The following is a 16,782-nucleotide window of genomic DNA, read 5'->3' as shown; positions in this document are numbered from 1 at the left end:
GTGGCTTTTACTTTCTTAGCTCACATATTTGCTATAAATTTAAGCAATAATCCCCTCTAATGAAATTTGAAAACAGTAAATATTCTAAACAAATAGGATATAAAAAAGTCGTTTTTCCTTTTGGAAATCTATATATAACAAAGCATTTTGTGATTTCTGAACTGAATGAAGGCATTCATGTAGATTACTCTATAGCTAGTGAACTAATAGGAAAATTCTCTGAAGATATTAGAAAAGGTCTAAAAATTGGATACATTGCTAATAGGATGAACTCCTACTCTTTTGAGCCTCAATTATGGCTAGATTTTAATAATGAATATGACTTTTTAGTAGCCTCTGCAATTGTGTCTTATAATGATTTTAGCTATTTAAACTCGTCATTGGAAAAGCACTTCTTTCAAAAAAGTTTAAAGCGTTGCCACAGTTTGGATGAAGCTATTGAATGGATGTTGTCTCTAGATGAATTCCAAAAAGTGATTAAGCCTAAATAGAAGAATCATGAAGTTTAGTTGTGAAATTAATATTAATGCTCCATTACAAAAGGTGGTTGATATTTATAAAAATCCCAACAACTTAAAACATTTTCAAGATGGGTTTATTTCAAAAGAAGTAATATCGGGGCAAGAAGGTACAAAAGGCGCTATTTCAAAAATAATTTATGAAAAACTCGAATTAAAAGAAACCATATTAGTTAGTAATCTTCCTGAGGAATTCAAAGGATTGTATGAACACAAGCACATGATTAATACTATGAAAGTGACATTCAAGGCGCTTTCAGAACATCAAACTCTATATATTTCTGAAATTGAATACACTAAGTTTAATGGGCTTTTTATAAAACTAATTGCATTGCTCTTTCCAAGCATGTTTAAAAAGCAAGTCTATAAGTGGATGCAACAATTCAAGGCTTTTACTGAGGCGCAATAGATTTAAAATTCGAATACTTTACCGTCTTTAGCTAAATCCGCATTGGGGAATATAGGAGTCGCTTCTAATTTAAATTCTTCTATACTATCATAACGCGTAGAATAATGTCCTAAAATTAACTTCCCAACATTGGCTTTCTTAGCAATAGTTGCTGCTTGTTTGGCTGTAGAATGCTTAGTAGGTTTAGCCAAAGCTTCATTTTTTTCAAGAAAAGTAGATTCGTGATACAATACATTTGCATCTTTTATAATCGGAATAATAGACTCATTATAGGCAGTATCACTACAAAACGCATAACTCTTTGGGGGCTTAGGATCTAAGGTAACCGTTTCATTTTTGACAATATTCCCATTATTATCTGGAACATCTGCACCTTGTTTTAATTTTCTGAAATATGCCATGTCTATATCTGCATTCAACACAGCATTCATATCTAATTTACGATCACCAAGTTTTTCTTTAAAAAGAAATCCATTAGTATAAATTCGATGGTCCAAAGGGATAGTATGCACTTCAACCTTATCGTCCTCAAAAATTAATTCTGATGAATTAGATGATAGTTCATGAAAAATAAGTTGATAATTAGTCCATGATTCAGACAATTTCATCTGAAGTGTAATGACTTCTTTTAACCCTTTTGGTGCATAAATGTGTAGGTCTGCTTCACGGGTTAGTAAGCGAAAAGTTGAAATTAATCCAGCAAGTCCAAAGCAATGATCACCATGTAAGTGTGATATAAAAATATGTTTAATTCTACTAAACTTGACTTTATGTCGTCGCAATTCAACTTGAGTGCCTTCTCCACAATCAATTAAAAAATGATGATTATTTATCTCAAGAACTTGAGCTGTTGGGTTTGTATGAACTTGTGGCGTTGCACTATAACAACCAAGAATTGTTAATTTCATAGTATATTAAAAACCTAAATCACGTTCAATCTCTTCCATTTCAATAATATCATAGGCTTCCTGAATAGTTGGCACAACAATAATTTCATCTGGTATTTCATTAAGATTGGTTTTACTTGTAACAATTACAAACGAATGATTTGCATTTCGGTGTTTATTTGACAATTGTAAAAACTCAACAATATCTTGTAAGCTTACCTTATCGAGTGTTGTTAAGCAAACAATGATATTATCATTTTTAAAACGTTCATATAATATGTCAATTTTCTTTACAAGTTCGACTATAGATGCTTTTTCTTGCGTAATTATAGAAGTGTTGCCATTTTTATCAAAAATCATAAGTCTAATGTTTTATTTTAGATGCCAATAAATAAATAACTGCCATTCGTATTGCTACTCCATTTTGAACTTGGTCAAGAATAATAGCTTGATCAGAATCGGCCACATCACTCGTTATTTCCACACCACGATTAATTGGTCCAGGATGCATTATTGTAATCTCTTTATCTAAAGAATTTAAAATTAATTTATTTACACCATACTGTTGTGTGTATTCTCTCGTAGAAGGAAAATAACTAATATCCATGCGCTCATTTTGCACACGTAGCATATTAGCAACATCACACCAGTTAAGTGCTTTTCGCAAGTTAGTTTCAACTTTTACACCCAATTCATTAATGTATTTTGGAATTAAAGTTTTTGGTCCACAAACCATCACATTTGCGCCTTGCAATTGTAATGCATAAATGTTTGATAAGGCCACTCTACTATGCAAAATATCACCAACGATTACTACATTTTTCCCTTTAACATCACCCAAACGTTCACGTATAGAATAACTATCTAACAATGCTTGAGTAGGGTGTTCATGAGCTCCATCACCAGCATTGATAATACTGGCATCAATGTGTTGAGACAAAAACACACCTGCTCCAGGATTTGGATGCCTCATAACTACCATATCAACTTTCATAGATAAGATATTATTTACTGTATCTATAAGTGTTTCTCCCTTTTTCACTGAAGATTGTGATGCAGAAAAATTAATAACATCTGCTGATAAACGTTTCTCAGCGAGTTCAAAAGATAGTTTTGTACGAGTAGAATTTTCAAAAAATAAATTGGCGATGGTAATATCTCGAAGTGACGGTACTTTTTTGATAGGTCTATTAATCACTTCTTTGAAATGATCTGCAGTTTCAAAAATCAATTGAATATCTTTTTCATTCAGATATTTAATTCCTAATAAGTGATTCACACTTAATTCACTCATAATTATTAACTATTTATCAAATATACCGAGTCTTCACCTTCATTCTCTACCCAGTTCACTTTCACTTTCTCTTCATTAATTGCATCTACCTGACGTCCTCTATAATTAGGTTGTATAGGCAAATGCCTGCTAAACCGTCTATCAATCAAGGTTAGTAATTCTATTTCATTAGGTCTACCAAACGATTGTATTGCTGTTAATGCAGCTCTAATACTTCGACCTGTATATAAGACATCATCAATAAAGACAATGTTTTTATTCTCTACAATAAAATTAATGTCGGTTGTATTGGCTTCCAATATTTTTTCTCCTCTTCGGAAATCGTCTCTAAAAAAAGTAATGTCTAAATGTCCCAATTGTATGTTCTTAATCTTATAATCGGTTTTGAGCATTTCTGCTAAACGATTCGCTAGAAATTTACCTCTTGGTTGTAATCCAATAAGAACAGTATTCGAAAAATCGTTGTGATTTTCAATAAGTTGACAAGCCAATCGATGAAGAATGATGTTTACCTCTTTTGCATTAAGTAACACTTTTTGACTCATAGGGTTTCCAAACGTATTTGGTGGACAAAGTTAAGTTAAAAATTTAGGGTTTGCAATGCTTTTATACATCAATAAAAAAGCCTCTCAGAAATGAGAGGCTTTCAATATTTAAAATATCAAGGAATTATTTCTTCCCATCTAATTTATCTTTAAGCGCTTGTAAAGCTTCATTAGCATCACCTAAAGTTGGTTTTGCTTCTGCAGCTTGAGCTTCTTGCTTCTTCACAGCAGCTTTAACATTTGCCATTTCTTCTTCTTTGAAGATAGCTGTATGAGATGCTACAACTCTCTTGAATTCTTTATTAAATTCAATGATTTTAAAGTCGGTAGACTCACCTTTTTTAAGCTTGCTTCCATCCTCTTTCTCTAAGTGACGAGATGGTACAAATGCAACGATATCATCATTAAAGTTGATAGTAGCACCTTTGTCTACGATTTCAGCAATCTCAGCAGTATGTGTTGTTCCTAAAGCGAACTCAGTTTCATACTTATCCCAAGGATTATCTGTAGTTTGTTTGTGACCTAAAGATAATTTACGTCCTTCAACATCTAATTCTAATACTACAACTTCAAGTTTATCACCTACATTAGTAAACTCACTTGGATGCTTTATTTTCTTAGTCCAAGATAAATCTGAAATATAAATTAACCCATCAATACCTTCTTCTAATTCAACAAAAACACCAAAGTTTGTAAAGTTACGTACGATACCTGAATGCTTAGAACCAACAGGATATTTGTTTGTAATATCTGTCCATGGATCTGGCGTTAATTGCTTGATACCAAGTGACATTTTACGATCTTCTCTATCAAGAGTTAAGATTACTGCTTCGATTTCATCTCCTACAGATACAAAATCTTGAGCAGAACGTAAATGTGTTGACCAAGACATTTCACTAACGTGAACTAATCCTTCAACTCCTTCTTCAACCTCAACAAATGCACCATAATCAGCAATAACTACAACTTTTCCTTTTACTTTATCTCCTACCTTTACAGTTTCACCTAAAGCTTCCCAAGGATGTTTACTTAATTGTTTAAGACCTAATTGGATTCTTGACTTATCTTCATCGAAGTCTAAGATTACAACGTTTAGTTTCTGGTCTAATTCAACAATTTCATTAGGATGATTAATTCTAGACCATGATAAATCTGTGATATGAACTAATCCGTCAACACCTCCAAGATCAATAAATACACCATAAGATGTAATGTTTTTCACAACACCTTCTAATACTTGACCTTTTTCTAATTGACTAATAATTTCTTTTTTCTGTTCCTCAATATCAGCTTCGATAAGTGCTTTGTGAGAAACAACAATGTTTTTAAATTCGTGGTTAATTTTCACAACTTTAAATTCCATTGTTTTATTTACATACTGGTCGTAATCTCTAATTGGCTTAACATCAATTTGAGAACCTGGTAAGAAAGCTTCAATACCAAATACGTCAACGATCATACCTCCTTTAGTTCTACATTTAACGAAACCATTTACAATTTCACCAGTTTCATGTGCATTATTTACACGGTCCCATGCTTTGATTACACGAGCTTTTCTGTGAGATAATACTAATTGTCCTGTTGCATCTTCACGAACATCAATTAATACTTCTACTTTATCACCAACTTTTAAATCTGGATTGTAACGAAACTCGTTAAGAGAGATTACACCTTCAGACTTTGCATTGATATCAATGATAGCATCACGATCTGTAATATGAATTACTTCTCCTTCTACAACTTCATCATCTAAAGTGTCAACGAAATTTTCTGATACTAATTTTTCAAACTCTTCTAATTGTTTGTCATCAACTGGATCAATTCCTTCTTCGTAATTGTGCCAATTGAATTCTTTTAAGAATTTTTCTGGATTTGCCTGAGCCTCCGAAGTTTGAGGAGCCTCAACTTGTACAGCTTCAGTAGTTGCTACTTCAGCTTGTTTTGTTTCTTTTTCAGACATGTGCTGAATTAAAATTTGTATTCTGTATGTTTAGAAAGATTAATGCGATAACACACAGAAGCGTTATTGTTTGTTATAGTTTGTTCCTTTTATCTTTCTAAGTTTCGCTAAAAGGAGTGCAAAAATACACTTTATTTACTATAAAACAAAATAAAACAGTAATTGTCTAACCGATTGAATTTCAGAATAAAAAAATATAAAAATTTCGTGTAAAACGGTTTTCAATTTTGGCACATAAATTGGTATATTTACAATAGTATTAACACTAAATTAAAAACACAATTTATTATGGTTAGAGCAAAATACCAAAGTGTATTAGACCTAGGAGAAAAATTAAGCATCGAAAATGGAGATGTATCAGAAGACAATGGCGTATTAAAAGTTAAAGGAACAGCAAAAACACAATACGAAAAAAACTTGTTATGGGACGCAATTAAAGCAGCAGGTGGAGAAAATCCAGCAGACATAGTTGCAGATATTGAAGTAGCAGATACATCTGTCTATGCAAGACATACTGTACAAAGTGGTGAAACTTTAGGAAAAATTGCAAAGCATTATTTTGGAGATGCAATGAAGTATAAAGAAATTTTCGCTGCTAATTCTGATATTCTTAAAAATCCAGATCTAATTTATCCTGATCAAGAATTAATTATACCAAACTTATAAGATTGGTGTTCTTAAAAATTTAAAAAGCGGCTTAATGTCGCTTTTTTTTATGTTCAACAAGTTTGATTTTTTCCTTGGAAAGTTCTAAAACAACTTCAAATTGTTCATCTAGAGACATATTTGAATTATCAACTTTAATTGCATCTTCTGCCATTATTAATGGAGAATCTTTTCGTGTTGAATCGATGTGATCTCGAGTTTGTACATTATTGAGTACATCCTCATAACATATATCATCTCCTCTCTCTATGAGTTCATCATAACGTCGCTGTGCCCTTTTCTCAGCAGAAGCTGTCATAAACACTTTTAGCTCTGCTTCTGGAAACACAACAGTACCTATGTCACGACCGTCCATCACTACACCTTTGTCTTTACCAAAATTTTGTTGCTGTTTCACTAGTTGCTCTCTCACCTCCGAAACAGTAGCCACCTGACTTACAAATTGAGAAACGTCTAAAGTTCTAATGTCTTTTTCTACATTTTTATCATTTAGATATACCTCGGCAAAACCTACGTCTTCATTAAATTTAAAACTAATATGAATATTATCTAATTGCGAAATGAGTGCGTCAACATCAAAACAATCGGTTTCAATATAACCATGTTGCATAGCATATAGTGTCATTGCACGATACATTGCACCAGAGTCAACATATACATAACCGAGTGCTTTAGCAATACGTTTAGCGACAGTACTTTTTCCTGTGGATGAAAATCCATCAATAGCTATTGTAATTTTGGTCATTTTCTCAAATCAATTTGCAATCCAAAGAAATTAGCATTTGAAGCACCAGAATATCGAGCATGCGTATAGCTAAATCTCATTTTATTAAGTCTAATTCCGAGACCAACAGACAATCCTGAAAAATTTCTTTGATCTAAGATACGTAATTCTTCTGCTCTTCTAAAGTTATATCCCATTCTAATACTAAATCCACGCTCTGGGAATAATTCAGCAGCTATAATGGTATGTCTCAACAACTCATTAAAAAAATTCACTTCTTCCTGTGACTGATTTCCATCTAAGTCAGTTGTAGCTCTAGCAGGATTTGAAAATCCTATTGGCCAAGCCTGTAAATTTTCAAACGTTAGATGCCAACGCAGTGGCATATTTTCTAATGTTTGTGATAATCCTAAATTGACTTCTAAAGGGAGTTTTTCATTCAAGCCAGCATAGGTTGTAATTTGAGTTCCTAAGTTTCTAACAGTTAATGCTGCTCTAAAGTCTAGTTTTTCATTGATATACATAGCACCAAAATCAGCAGCAACACCAATAGAATTATATTGTTCTAATTTAGACGTAATCAATTTTAGGTTGGCACCTAAATAAAAATCGGTAAAAGGAATTTGATAAGCATATCCAGCTGATAATGCAGCTTCGTTACCTGTGAATGTTCCAGTAGGAACACCATTAAGATCATAACCATCAAAGCTTCCATAATTAATATAGGTCATTCCAATATGCAAGGTTTGCACATGTCTATCCCAAGTATATGCATAAGCAGCTGTTCCATAGCTAATACCACCAAGGTAACTCGAATAGTTTAGCGCTAATTGATTATCCATATCAGCATTGATTGTAGCTGGATTGAATAAACCGCCAGTGACATCATAATCATAATTGGTAATGACTTTACCACCAAGTGCTGCTTGCCTTGGAGAGGCTATAAGGTTGAGAAATTGATACGTGGATTCACCACCAACTTGGGCGTGAAAAGACGTTGTCATTAATAGACAAATAATCGTAATAATTCTCTTTGACATATAAGTTTGCAAAGTAACTAAATCTATCTTAAAACGAATGTATGTCTATTTTATTTTTTGAAAAGATTGAATTCTATTTTAGCAGAAGCTTTTGTCCTGGTACAATCAAATTACTAGTTAAACCATTCAGTGTTTTTAAAGCGCTAACTGAAGTATTATTTTTTCTTGCAATACTATAAAGTGTATCTCCCTTTGAAACTAACCAAACATCAGATTTGGCTGAATCTTCAAAGTTAGCAATACGCAAAGTTTGTCCCACTCTAATAAGAGTAGTTTCTAAATTATTAGCATATTTCAATTCATTTAAAGTTGTATTATATAACTTCGCCAGAGAGAACAATGTTTCTCCTTTTTGTACAATATGGAAATTTGTTGCACTCTTTGTGTAAGCTACATTATTTACCGAATGTGAATCTATAGTTGTGTCATAAACCATAGCTGTAGCTTTTTCTACTTTTTCAGGAGTTATAAGTATAACATCATTGGTAACATCTTCTTTTACCGTTTCAGTGTTCTTAGATAAATTTACACTTGTAGTTTGAGATGCTTTAGCATGTAAATTCTTGTAATATTGTACAAGAGTATCAGGCTTACTAGTTACAATAGCTTTTAGACTATCGCTTTTTTTAGAAACGTAAGTTTCTTTAATAAGATTTTCTTGGATTTCAGTTTTCTGCTTAGTAGAATCTTGAATTTTTCTCCAAGCGTCAGTATTTATTCTAATAATTTCTCCAGTCCTAACATTGAGTTTTGCTGGTTCACCATCAAGGATTACATCCTTATAAACTTCTGTTTGAGCAACAGCTCCCACACAAGAAGCTGCTACTACAAAAACAGTAACTATTAATCTAAAGTTTTTTAGCATTTTTTACTTTTTGAGTTGTTAATGCGAGTTTCAAGACATCACTCATGTCTTTCACATAATGAAAGGTCAACCCTTTTAAATATTCAGGTTTAATCTCATCAATATCCCGCTTATTATCTTCACAAAGTAATATCTCTTTAATTCTAGCCCTTTTGGCTGCAAGTATTTTTTCTTTGATACCTCCAACAGGCAAAACTTTGCCTCTTAAAGTAATCTCTCCAGTCATGGCTAAACTATTTTTGACCTTACGTTGTGTAAACAAAGATACTAAAGAAGTTAACATTGTCACACCTGCACTCGGACCATCTTTTGGAGTTGCACCTTCAGGCACATGAATATGGACATTATATTTCTCAAATATTTCAACATCTATACCAAATTCTTCGGCATTAGCTTTGATATATTCCATGGCTATTGTAGCCGACTCTTTCATTACTTTCCCTAAGTTACCGGTAATAGTTAAGTTACCTTTTCCTTTAGATAAGATCGATTCTATAAACAAAATATCGCCACCAACTCTAGTCCATGCTAGTCCAGTAACCACACCAGCTACGCTATTATTTTCATATTTGTCGCGCTCTAATCTCGGTGCTCCAAGAACATCAATCACATCCTCGTTAGTGACCTTAAGGTTATAGGTTTCTTCCATAGCAATATTTTTTGCAGCATGCCTTACCATTTTCGCAATTTGCTTTTCTAAACCACGTACACCTGATTCTCTAGTATAGCCTTCTACAATTTTTTCTAATTGAGGTTTCGCTATTTTTAGATGCTCCTCAGATAGGCCATGCTCTTTTAATTGCTTAGGCAATAAATGACGCTTACCAATCTCTACTTTTTCTTCAATGGTGTATCCAGTAACATTGATAATTTCCATACGGTCTCTCAATGCAGGTTGAATAGTATTTAAACTATTAGATGTTGCAATAAACATGACCTTAGATAAATCAAAGCCCATTTCTAAGAAATTATCATGAAACTCACTATTTTGCTCAGGGTCTAAAACTTCTAATAATGCAGATGATGGGTCCCCTTGATGTGAGTTTGATAACTTATCTATTTCATCCAAAACAAATACAGGGTTTGATGTACCAGCCTTTTTCAAATTTTGAATAATACGACCAGGCATGGCTCCAATATAAGTCTTACGATGACCTCTAATTTCTGCTTCATCTCGTAAACCACCTAATGACATACGCACATACTCTCTACCCAAAGCTTCAGCAATAGATTTTCCTAATGACGTTTTTCCAACACCTGGAGGTCCGTATAAACATAAAATTGGCGATTTCATATCATTGCGCAATTTTAACACTGCTAAATACTCTATAATACGTTTTTTAACGTCATCTAAACCGTAATGATCACGATCTAAGATTTTCATTGCGCGTTTTAAATCAAACTTATCTTCACTAAATTCATCCCACGGTAAATCTAAAAATAAGTCTAAATAATTACGCTGAATAGAATACTCGGCAACTTGCGGATTCATACGCTGCATTTTTGACAATTCTTTATCAAAATGTTCGGCAACTTTAGTATTCCATTGTTTGGTTTTTGCACGTTGGCGCATATCTTCTATTTCTTCTCCAGATGAGACACCACCGCCAAGTTCCTCTTGAATGGTTTTCATTTGTTGATGTAAGAAGTATTCACGCTGTTGTTGGTTCATATCACTCTGAACCTTAGATTGTATATCGTTTTTAAGCTCCAATTTTTGAAGCTCAACATTCATTAGTTTAAGGGTTGCTAATGCACGTTCTTTTAAGTCATTGATTTCTAATAATTCTTGCTTTTCTTTTACAGAAAGATTCATATTAGATGACACAAAATTTACAAGAAACGAATTACTCTCAATGTTTTTAATAGCGAAAGATGCTTCTGTAGGAATGCTTGGACTGTCTTTAATGATTTGCAAAGACATGTCTTTTATAGAATCAATGATTGCAGAAAACTCTTCATTATCTATCGCAGGTTTGGCCTCAGGAACATCTTTAACTGTAGCTGTTAAATACGGATCTTCAGAAACAACATCTTGAATTTCAAAGCGTTTCTTACCTTGAATTATAATCGTTGTATTACCATCAGGCATTTTTAAGACCTTCAAGATTCTAGCCACTGTTCCTTTTTTAAAGATATCCTTTGCTGTTGGATCTTCAACAACTTCATCCTTTTGAGATACAACACCAATAACTTTACTTCCGTTATTAGCATCTTTAATCAGTTTTATTGATTTATCACGTCCAGCCGTAATAGGAATAACAACACCAGGAAATAACACTGTATTTCGCAATGGTAAAATTGGAAGTGACTCTGGTAATACTTCATTATTTATTTCTGCTTCATCTTCAGGAGTCATTAAAGGAATTAATTCTGAATTTTCATCAAAATCCTGTAATGACAAACTGTCAAGCTTTATGAAATTAGACTTTGCCATATTATTTTTTTAGTCATTCTGTCATTAAAACGACAAAACTATAGGTTTATATTTGATTCAAAAAATATTCTACACACTGAAAAACAACAACTTAGCATGTAAAGGTAATTATATACCTTTATATAAATTCAATAGTTATGCCATTACCTTTTAGTATATCAAAAACTTTTTTATCTAAAAGTGTAACAAATAAAGAGACACTCCATCTCTATAATAAAGCATTTGTTTTTTGACACTAACCAATCAAAATATAGAGCAGTTATTACAGCTTTGTAAATCGGGCAACCAACACGCGCAAATGGAAGTCTACAATAGATATTACAAAGCAATGTATAACACAGCCCTCAGAATTGTAAAAGACAGTTTTGAAGCTGAGGACATTATGCAAGATTCATTTTTAACCGCTTTTACAAAGTTGGATAATCTTAAAGAGATTAAAACTTTTGGATCATGGTTAAAACGAATTGTAATAAACAACAGTATACATCACTACAAAAAAAGTAACAAATATCAAGATGTGCCTTTAGAAGATGTGATATATAAAGTTGAAAATGACTCAAGTATAACTGAAGATTATGAGTTTAAAAATCTAAAAGCAAAACAAGTTCTGGAGACTATGGGAATGCTTAAAGATAATTATAGAACGAGTTTAACGCTTCACTTAATCGAAGGTTATGATTATGATGAGATTTGTGAGATTATGAATATTTCTTCTGCGAATTGTAGGACTATGATCTCTCGTGCAAAAGATAGTTTACGAAAAAAATTGCAGCCTCTGGCTCAATATTAATACTTATGAAAAAAGATACTATTAACAAATTGTTCAATAACTTAGATGGTAATTTCGATACTGAAACACCAAATCTAGGACATGAAAATCGGTTTTTAGAAAAGCTTAAACAACACAACAATACTGTTGCACAGCATACCACTAAAACAAGTAATTATTGGAAACCGTTTCTGGCAGTTGCAGCCTCTATCGTATTATGCTTTAGTGTATTTACTGTGATGCAACAACAAGATTCTGAATTAATGGATTTGGCGAGTATATCTCCAGAATTATCTCAAACCCAATCCTTTTTTACTTCAGCAATTGAAGATGAATTAGCTGCTTTAGAAGCACAACGATCTCCAGAGACTGAAGAGATGATATATCGTGCTTTGAGATCAATTAAAACTCTTGAAAACGAATATCAAACCCTACAAATAGATTTAACTGAAAGCGGCAATGATAAACGTGTAATCTATGCGATGATTGCTAATTTCCAAAATCGAATAGACGTATTAAAAACCGTCTTAGAACATATTGAAGAAGTCAAAAATTTAAAAAATAACCAAAATGAAAACACAACTACTATATAAGCTATTATTTGCTTTTATCTTAATACCATCTCTTGCATTCGCTACAAGTCATGGTAAAATGAAAGGGAAGCACACCAAAGAAAAAACAATTAAAAAGGAGTTTGATGTAAGTACGAATGCAACACTCAAAGTAGATAACAGTTATGGCAATATTAACATAACAACCTACGAAGGTTCAACAATTTCATTTGAGGTTTATATTAAAGTTAATGGTAATGATTTAGACAAAGTACAAGACAAATTAAATGATATAAATGTTGAATTTGATGCCTCTAGCACAAATGTTTCGGCAAAAACACTCTTCAGTAAAAACAAATCAAATTCTTGGTGGAATTGGGGAAAAAACAACAAAGTGAATATGGAAATCAATTACATGATTAAAATGCCTATTACTAACAATGTTGATTTATCAAATGATTATGGAAGTATTGATTTAGATAAACTTGAAGGTCATGCAAAAATTAATTGTGACTATGGAAAAATTACAACTAAAGAGCTAATGGCAGATAACAACAAAATCACTTTTGATTATACAAATAACAGCTATTTTGAGTACATCGAAAGTGGAAGTATAAATGCTGATTATAGCGGTTATACTGTTGGAAAGACTAAAACCTTAGACATCAATGCCGATTATACGAAATCTGAAATTGAAGTAGCCGAAGACATCAACTATAACTGCGATTATGGGTCATTAAAAATCAAAAATGCAAATTCTATTACTGGCAATGGAGATTACCTAACACTAAGACTTGGTACCATATATAAAAGTGTGGGCATTAAGGCAGATTATGGATCTATAAAAATTGAAAATATGGCTGCTAATGCTAACGATATAGAAATCGAATCTGATTATAACGGCATAACAATTGGTTACGACCCAGCTTATAATTTCAATTTTGATATCGATTTAGAATATGCTTCTTTGAGAGATGCTGACAATTTTGAATTCACAACCAGACGCATCAAATCATCAGACAAGTATTACCAAGGTTACCATGGAAATCCAAATAGTGGAAATATGATTAGAATAAAATCTGAATACGGTAGCGTTACATTTAAAAGAAACTAAAAACAACATATACAAATAGAAACATCATGAAAAAGTCAACATTATTAATAGCAATAGCTTTATTAAGCTTTACTGTGTCGCAAGCACAATGGAAAAAAATAAAAGGTAATGGTAACATTACAAAAGAAAATAGATCAACGTCTGATTATGACACTGTAAAATGTGCAGGAAGCTTTGATTACATTTTAGTAGCAGGAACTGAGGGACAAATCACATTAGAAGGAGAATCAAATCTCTTACAATATGTTATAACAGAAGTTAAAGGAGGTAGCCTTATTATCAAAACTGAAAAAGGGAAGAATATTAGTCCGAGTAGAAATAAAACCATCAAAGTCACTATTCCGTTTAAAGATTTAGACAAGGTTTCTCTTTCTGGGTCTGGAGACTTATGGAATGAAGACACAATTACATCTAATGACTTAACAGTATCTTTATCTGGATCTGGTGATATTGTATTAGACATTCAAACTAAAAGTGTTTCAGGAAAGGTAACAGGATCTGGTGATGTAACTCTAAAAGGGTCAACAACAGATTTGAAAGCTGGTGTAACTGGTTCTGGGGATTTTCACGGATTTAATCTTCAAGCAACAAATACTGAAGTCTCTGTAACTGGATCAGGTGATGCTGCTGTAGTTTGCAATGGCGTATTAAAAGCTAGAGTTACCGGTTCAGGAGACATTGAGTATAGAGGTAATCCTACATCACGTGACACCAAAGTTTCAGGCTCAGGTAGTATTGATAACTAAATTAATTATCATATAAAAAAAGCCGCTAGTAAAACTCTAGTGGCTTTTTTTATAGTATTTAGTTAAATTATTCTTGCTTTGTATACACAAACGTTAAATCTTGAATAATAGTTACTGTAGCATCTTCACTAACAGATGTGAATCCTTCAGGGACAGTAAATGATAATTGATTACCTAATAATGTCCAATCTGTAGTTCCAAAATCATCTGTAATTGATACAGTATTATCAGTTTGAGTCCAAGTGATATCTGTATTTTCAATTTCATCTATACAGTCAATAGTAAAACTATATTCATCTGTAGTACCTATAACAAGTTCAACTGAAATATCTGCATAAGATGTGCTCATTACTAATCCTGTACCATTGCTTGAAAACACGATAGTTTCATTATTATAGCAATCCATTTCTTCAAGAAAATTGATGTTTTCGGTTCCATCATTATTTAAGTCGATAGGCTCCTCACCTATCCAAGCTGTTAATAACCATGTCCCTTCAATTCCACTAGCTTGTTGATTGTTATCACAATCCCCTAAAGCATCAACTGCAGCTTGAAGCGTACCATCTTCATCTCCACAAGCTTGAATTTGAGCTTGTAAAGCATTGCTATAAGCCGTACACAATTGGGTGTAAGTATCTGCATTTACAGACGCAAAATTAAGAGCTGCTTCGGCTGTATTTAATACTGCTTGTTCACAAGTGGTATTTCCTGTAACAAAGTCGCCTTCTAATGGTTCATCATCACATCCAACAAATGATAAAACAAATGAACAAACTAATAGTGTTAAGATCTTTTTCATAATAAAATAAAATGGGTTTGTACAAACATACTAATTTATTTGTTTTCCTTCGGAACGCGATAAAGCAAAATAATTCCAACCAAGAAGAAAATAAACAAGAATAGAATTGCATTTCTCATGCTTCCAGTAATCTGGTCTATTGTTGCAAAAATGACCATGCCGATAACGATACCTATTTTTTCAGCTACATCAAAAAAACTAAAATACGACGTTGTATCTTCTGTATCGGGTAAAAACTTAGAATAAGTTGAACGTGCCAATGATTGAATACCTCCCATTACAAGTCCGACAAGAGATGCTGCTATATAGAACTCTGTTGGTGTTTCCATAAAATAGGCATAAACACACAAGGCCATCCAGATACAATTAATGACAATGAGTGTTTTTATATTTCCGTATCTTGAAGATGCCGCAGACGTTAAATATGCACCAGCAATAGCAACTATTTGTATTACTAAAATACTAACAATTAATCCTAATGTTTTGGCATCTGCTCCACCCCAAGAAATCTCTTCTTCTCCAAAATAGACTGCAACCAACATAATAGTTTGAACTGCCATACTGAACACAAAAAAGGCAATTAAATAGCTTTTTAAGCGTAAGTTTTGTTGCATCTGTTTCCAAACTTGCTTGAGTTCTTTTAAACCATTAAAAACAACTGCCTTTGTGACTTTATGGCCACTTGATGCTCCTTTGGGAAGTACATAAAAGGAATACTGACTAAATAATATCCACCATAACCCTACTGTAACAAATGACACACGCATAGCTTTAAATGAAGCCTTATCTTTAGCTTCTTGCAAAGCTTCTGTAATTTGTAATTCTGTTCCTGTATCTAGTATATGTTCAGAAATACTAACATCAAAACCAAATAGGTTTGGATACATTACCATACCTAAATTTAAAAGCAATAGAATTACACTTCCAATATATCCTAAGGAAAAACCTTTAGCACTAATACTATCTTGCTGTTCAGGATAAGCAATATCTGGAAGATAAGAATTATAAAATACTAAACTACCCCAATACCCAATTAAACCCATAAAATAAAAGAGTAAGCTTAAATGAATATTTTCGAGACTAAAGAAATACAGTCCTATACAACCTGCTCCTCCTACATAGCAGAAAAACTTCATAAAGTTTTTCTTATTACCTACATAATCAGCAATACCAGATAGTATAGGAGATGTAAAGGCTACAACCAAGAATGTAAATGCTGTAACATAAGTAATTAAAGCTGTGCTTTTAAAAACCATACCAAACGCAGGAACCGTTTTTTCAACTTGTCCAATAAATAGTGCTGAATAAAATATTGGGAATATAGATGAGGCTATTGTAAGCGTGTAAACAGAATTGGCCCAATCGTAAAATGCCCAGGCATTAAGCAGTTTTTTATTTCCTTTTTCTAGGTGTTCCATAGTATCAATTAAAAAAGCTGCCCTTAGTTGGACAGCTTCT

General features: G+C 32.7%; 18 protein-coding genes. 7 read left to right on the top strand and 11 right to left on the bottom strand.

Features of this window, described 5'->3' with window-relative positions; genetic code table 11:
* The first annotated feature begins 59 nt into the window (after positions 1-59).
* A complete protein-coding gene (locus tag ACTU6T_RS13615; RefSeq protein WP_460218744.1) occupies positions 60-491 on the top strand; it encodes a hypothetical protein in 432 nt (143 codons plus the stop codon).
* 7 nt (positions 492-498) lie between these two features.
* Entirely contained in the window at positions 499-927 is a 429-nt protein-coding gene (locus tag ACTU6T_RS13610) for an SRPBCC family protein (protein WP_460218743.1), read from the top strand.
* Positions 928-929: 2 nt separating this feature from the next.
* Here the strand turns inward: ACTU6T_RS13610 and ACTU6T_RS13605 are convergent, their stop codons facing one another.
* The 5 genes from ACTU6T_RS13605 to rpsA all read right to left on the bottom strand — a co-directional run bounded on the left by ACTU6T_RS13605 (position 930) and on the right by rpsA (position 5,613).
* Positions 930-1,835, bottom strand: a complete 906-nt coding sequence (locus ACTU6T_RS13605) for a ribonuclease Z (RefSeq protein WP_460218742.1) — start codon at positions 1,833-1,835, stop codon at positions 930-932.
* A gap of 6 nt (positions 1,836-1,841) precedes the next feature.
* Positions 1,842-2,174: a ribonuclease Z gene (locus ACTU6T_RS13600; RefSeq protein WP_460218741.1), complete on the bottom strand. Its 333-nt coding sequence runs from the start codon at positions 2,172-2,174 to the stop codon at positions 1,842-1,844.
* 4 nt (positions 2,175-2,178) lie between these two features.
* Positions 2,179-3,108: an aspartate carbamoyltransferase catalytic subunit gene (locus tag ACTU6T_RS13595; RefSeq protein ID WP_460218740.1), complete on the bottom strand. Its 930-nt coding sequence runs from the start codon at positions 3,106-3,108 to the stop codon at positions 2,179-2,181.
* 5 nt (positions 3,109-3,113) lie between these two features.
* On the bottom strand, positions 3,114-3,653 hold the full coding sequence (gene pyrR, locus ACTU6T_RS13590; protein ID WP_460218739.1) for a bifunctional pyr operon transcriptional regulator/uracil phosphoribosyltransferase PyrR: 540 nt from the start codon (positions 3,651-3,653) through the stop codon (positions 3,114-3,116).
* Between the two features lie 124 nt (positions 3,654-3,777).
* Positions 3,778-5,613 (bottom strand): 30S ribosomal protein S1, encoded by a 1,836-nt coding sequence (rpsA, locus tag ACTU6T_RS13585; RefSeq protein WP_460218738.1) that lies wholly within the window; start codon positions 5,611-5,613, stop codon positions 3,778-3,780.
* Positions 5,614-5,901: 288 nt separating this feature from the next.
* Between rpsA and ACTU6T_RS13580 the strand changes: the two genes are divergently transcribed.
* Positions 5,902-6,279, top strand: a complete 378-nt coding sequence (locus ACTU6T_RS13580; protein WP_460218737.1) for a LysM peptidoglycan-binding domain-containing protein — start codon at positions 5,902-5,904, stop codon at positions 6,277-6,279.
* Positions 6,280-6,310: 31 nt separating this feature from the next.
* Here the strand turns inward: ACTU6T_RS13580 and cmk are convergent, their stop codons facing one another.
* From cmk to lon, 4 genes are all read right to left on the bottom strand, one after another.
* Positions 6,311-7,024, bottom strand: a complete 714-nt coding sequence (cmk, locus tag ACTU6T_RS13575) for a (d)CMP kinase (protein ID WP_460218736.1) — start codon at positions 7,022-7,024, stop codon at positions 6,311-6,313.
* Positions 7,021-8,043, bottom strand: a complete 1,023-nt coding sequence (gene porQ / locus ACTU6T_RS13570; protein ID WP_460218735.1) for a type IX secretion system protein PorQ — start codon at positions 8,041-8,043, stop codon at positions 7,021-7,023. The genes cmk and porQ overlap by 4 nt, the downstream gene beginning before the upstream one ends.
* Positions 8,044-8,116: 73 nt before the next feature.
* Positions 8,117-8,908, bottom strand: a complete 792-nt coding sequence (locus ACTU6T_RS13565; RefSeq protein WP_460218734.1) for a LysM peptidoglycan-binding domain-containing protein — start codon at positions 8,906-8,908, stop codon at positions 8,117-8,119.
* The gene (gene lon, locus ACTU6T_RS13560) at positions 8,892-11,345 is read right to left on the bottom strand and encodes an endopeptidase La (protein WP_460218733.1); all 2,454 of its coding nucleotides are present in this window, start codon (positions 11,343-11,345) and stop codon (positions 8,892-8,894) included. Before lon ends, ACTU6T_RS13565 begins: the two co-directional genes overlap by 17 nt.
* Positions 11,346-11,574: 229 nt before the next feature.
* Here lon and ACTU6T_RS13555 point away from each other — a divergent pair, with 229 nt between their 5' ends.
* The 4 genes from ACTU6T_RS13555 to ACTU6T_RS13540 are packed head-to-tail and all read left to right on the top strand — an operon-like array spanning position 11,575 to position 14,525.
* Positions 11,575-12,135 (top strand): RNA polymerase sigma factor, encoded by a 561-nt coding sequence (locus ACTU6T_RS13555; protein WP_460218732.1) that lies wholly within the window; start codon positions 11,575-11,577, stop codon positions 12,133-12,135.
* A gap of 5 nt (positions 12,136-12,140) precedes the next feature.
* A complete protein-coding gene (locus tag ACTU6T_RS13550; RefSeq protein ID WP_460218731.1) occupies positions 12,141-12,707 on the top strand; it encodes a hypothetical protein in 567 nt (188 codons plus the stop codon).
* The gene (locus ACTU6T_RS13545; protein WP_460218730.1) at positions 12,685-13,779 is read left to right on the top strand and encodes a hypothetical protein; all 1,095 of its coding nucleotides are present in this window, start codon (positions 12,685-12,687) and stop codon (positions 13,777-13,779) included. Before ACTU6T_RS13550 ends, ACTU6T_RS13545 begins: the two co-directional genes overlap by 23 nt.
* A 26-nt stretch (positions 13,780-13,805) precedes the next feature.
* The gene (locus tag ACTU6T_RS13540; RefSeq protein WP_460218729.1) at positions 13,806-14,525 is read left to right on the top strand and encodes a head GIN domain-containing protein; all 720 of its coding nucleotides are present in this window, start codon (positions 13,806-13,808) and stop codon (positions 14,523-14,525) included.
* A gap of 67 nt (positions 14,526-14,592) precedes the next feature.
* On the opposite strand, the gene ACTU6T_RS13535 is transcribed toward ACTU6T_RS13540, so the two are convergent.
* Both ACTU6T_RS13535 and ACTU6T_RS13530 read right to left on the bottom strand, forming a co-directional pair.
* Positions 14,593-15,324: a hypothetical protein gene (locus ACTU6T_RS13535; RefSeq protein ID WP_460218728.1), complete on the bottom strand. Its 732-nt coding sequence runs from the start codon at positions 15,322-15,324 to the stop codon at positions 14,593-14,595.
* Positions 15,325-15,359: 35 nt separating this feature from the next.
* Positions 15,360-16,742, bottom strand: coding sequence for an MFS transporter (locus ACTU6T_RS13530; protein WP_460218727.1), 1,383 nt, complete (start codon positions 16,740-16,742; stop codon positions 15,360-15,362).
* Positions 16,743-16,782 lie beyond the last annotated feature (40 nt).

It is taken from the genome of Psychroserpens citreus, from assembly GCF_055686305.1.
This window is presented reverse-complemented; position numbering and strand designations above follow the sequence as displayed.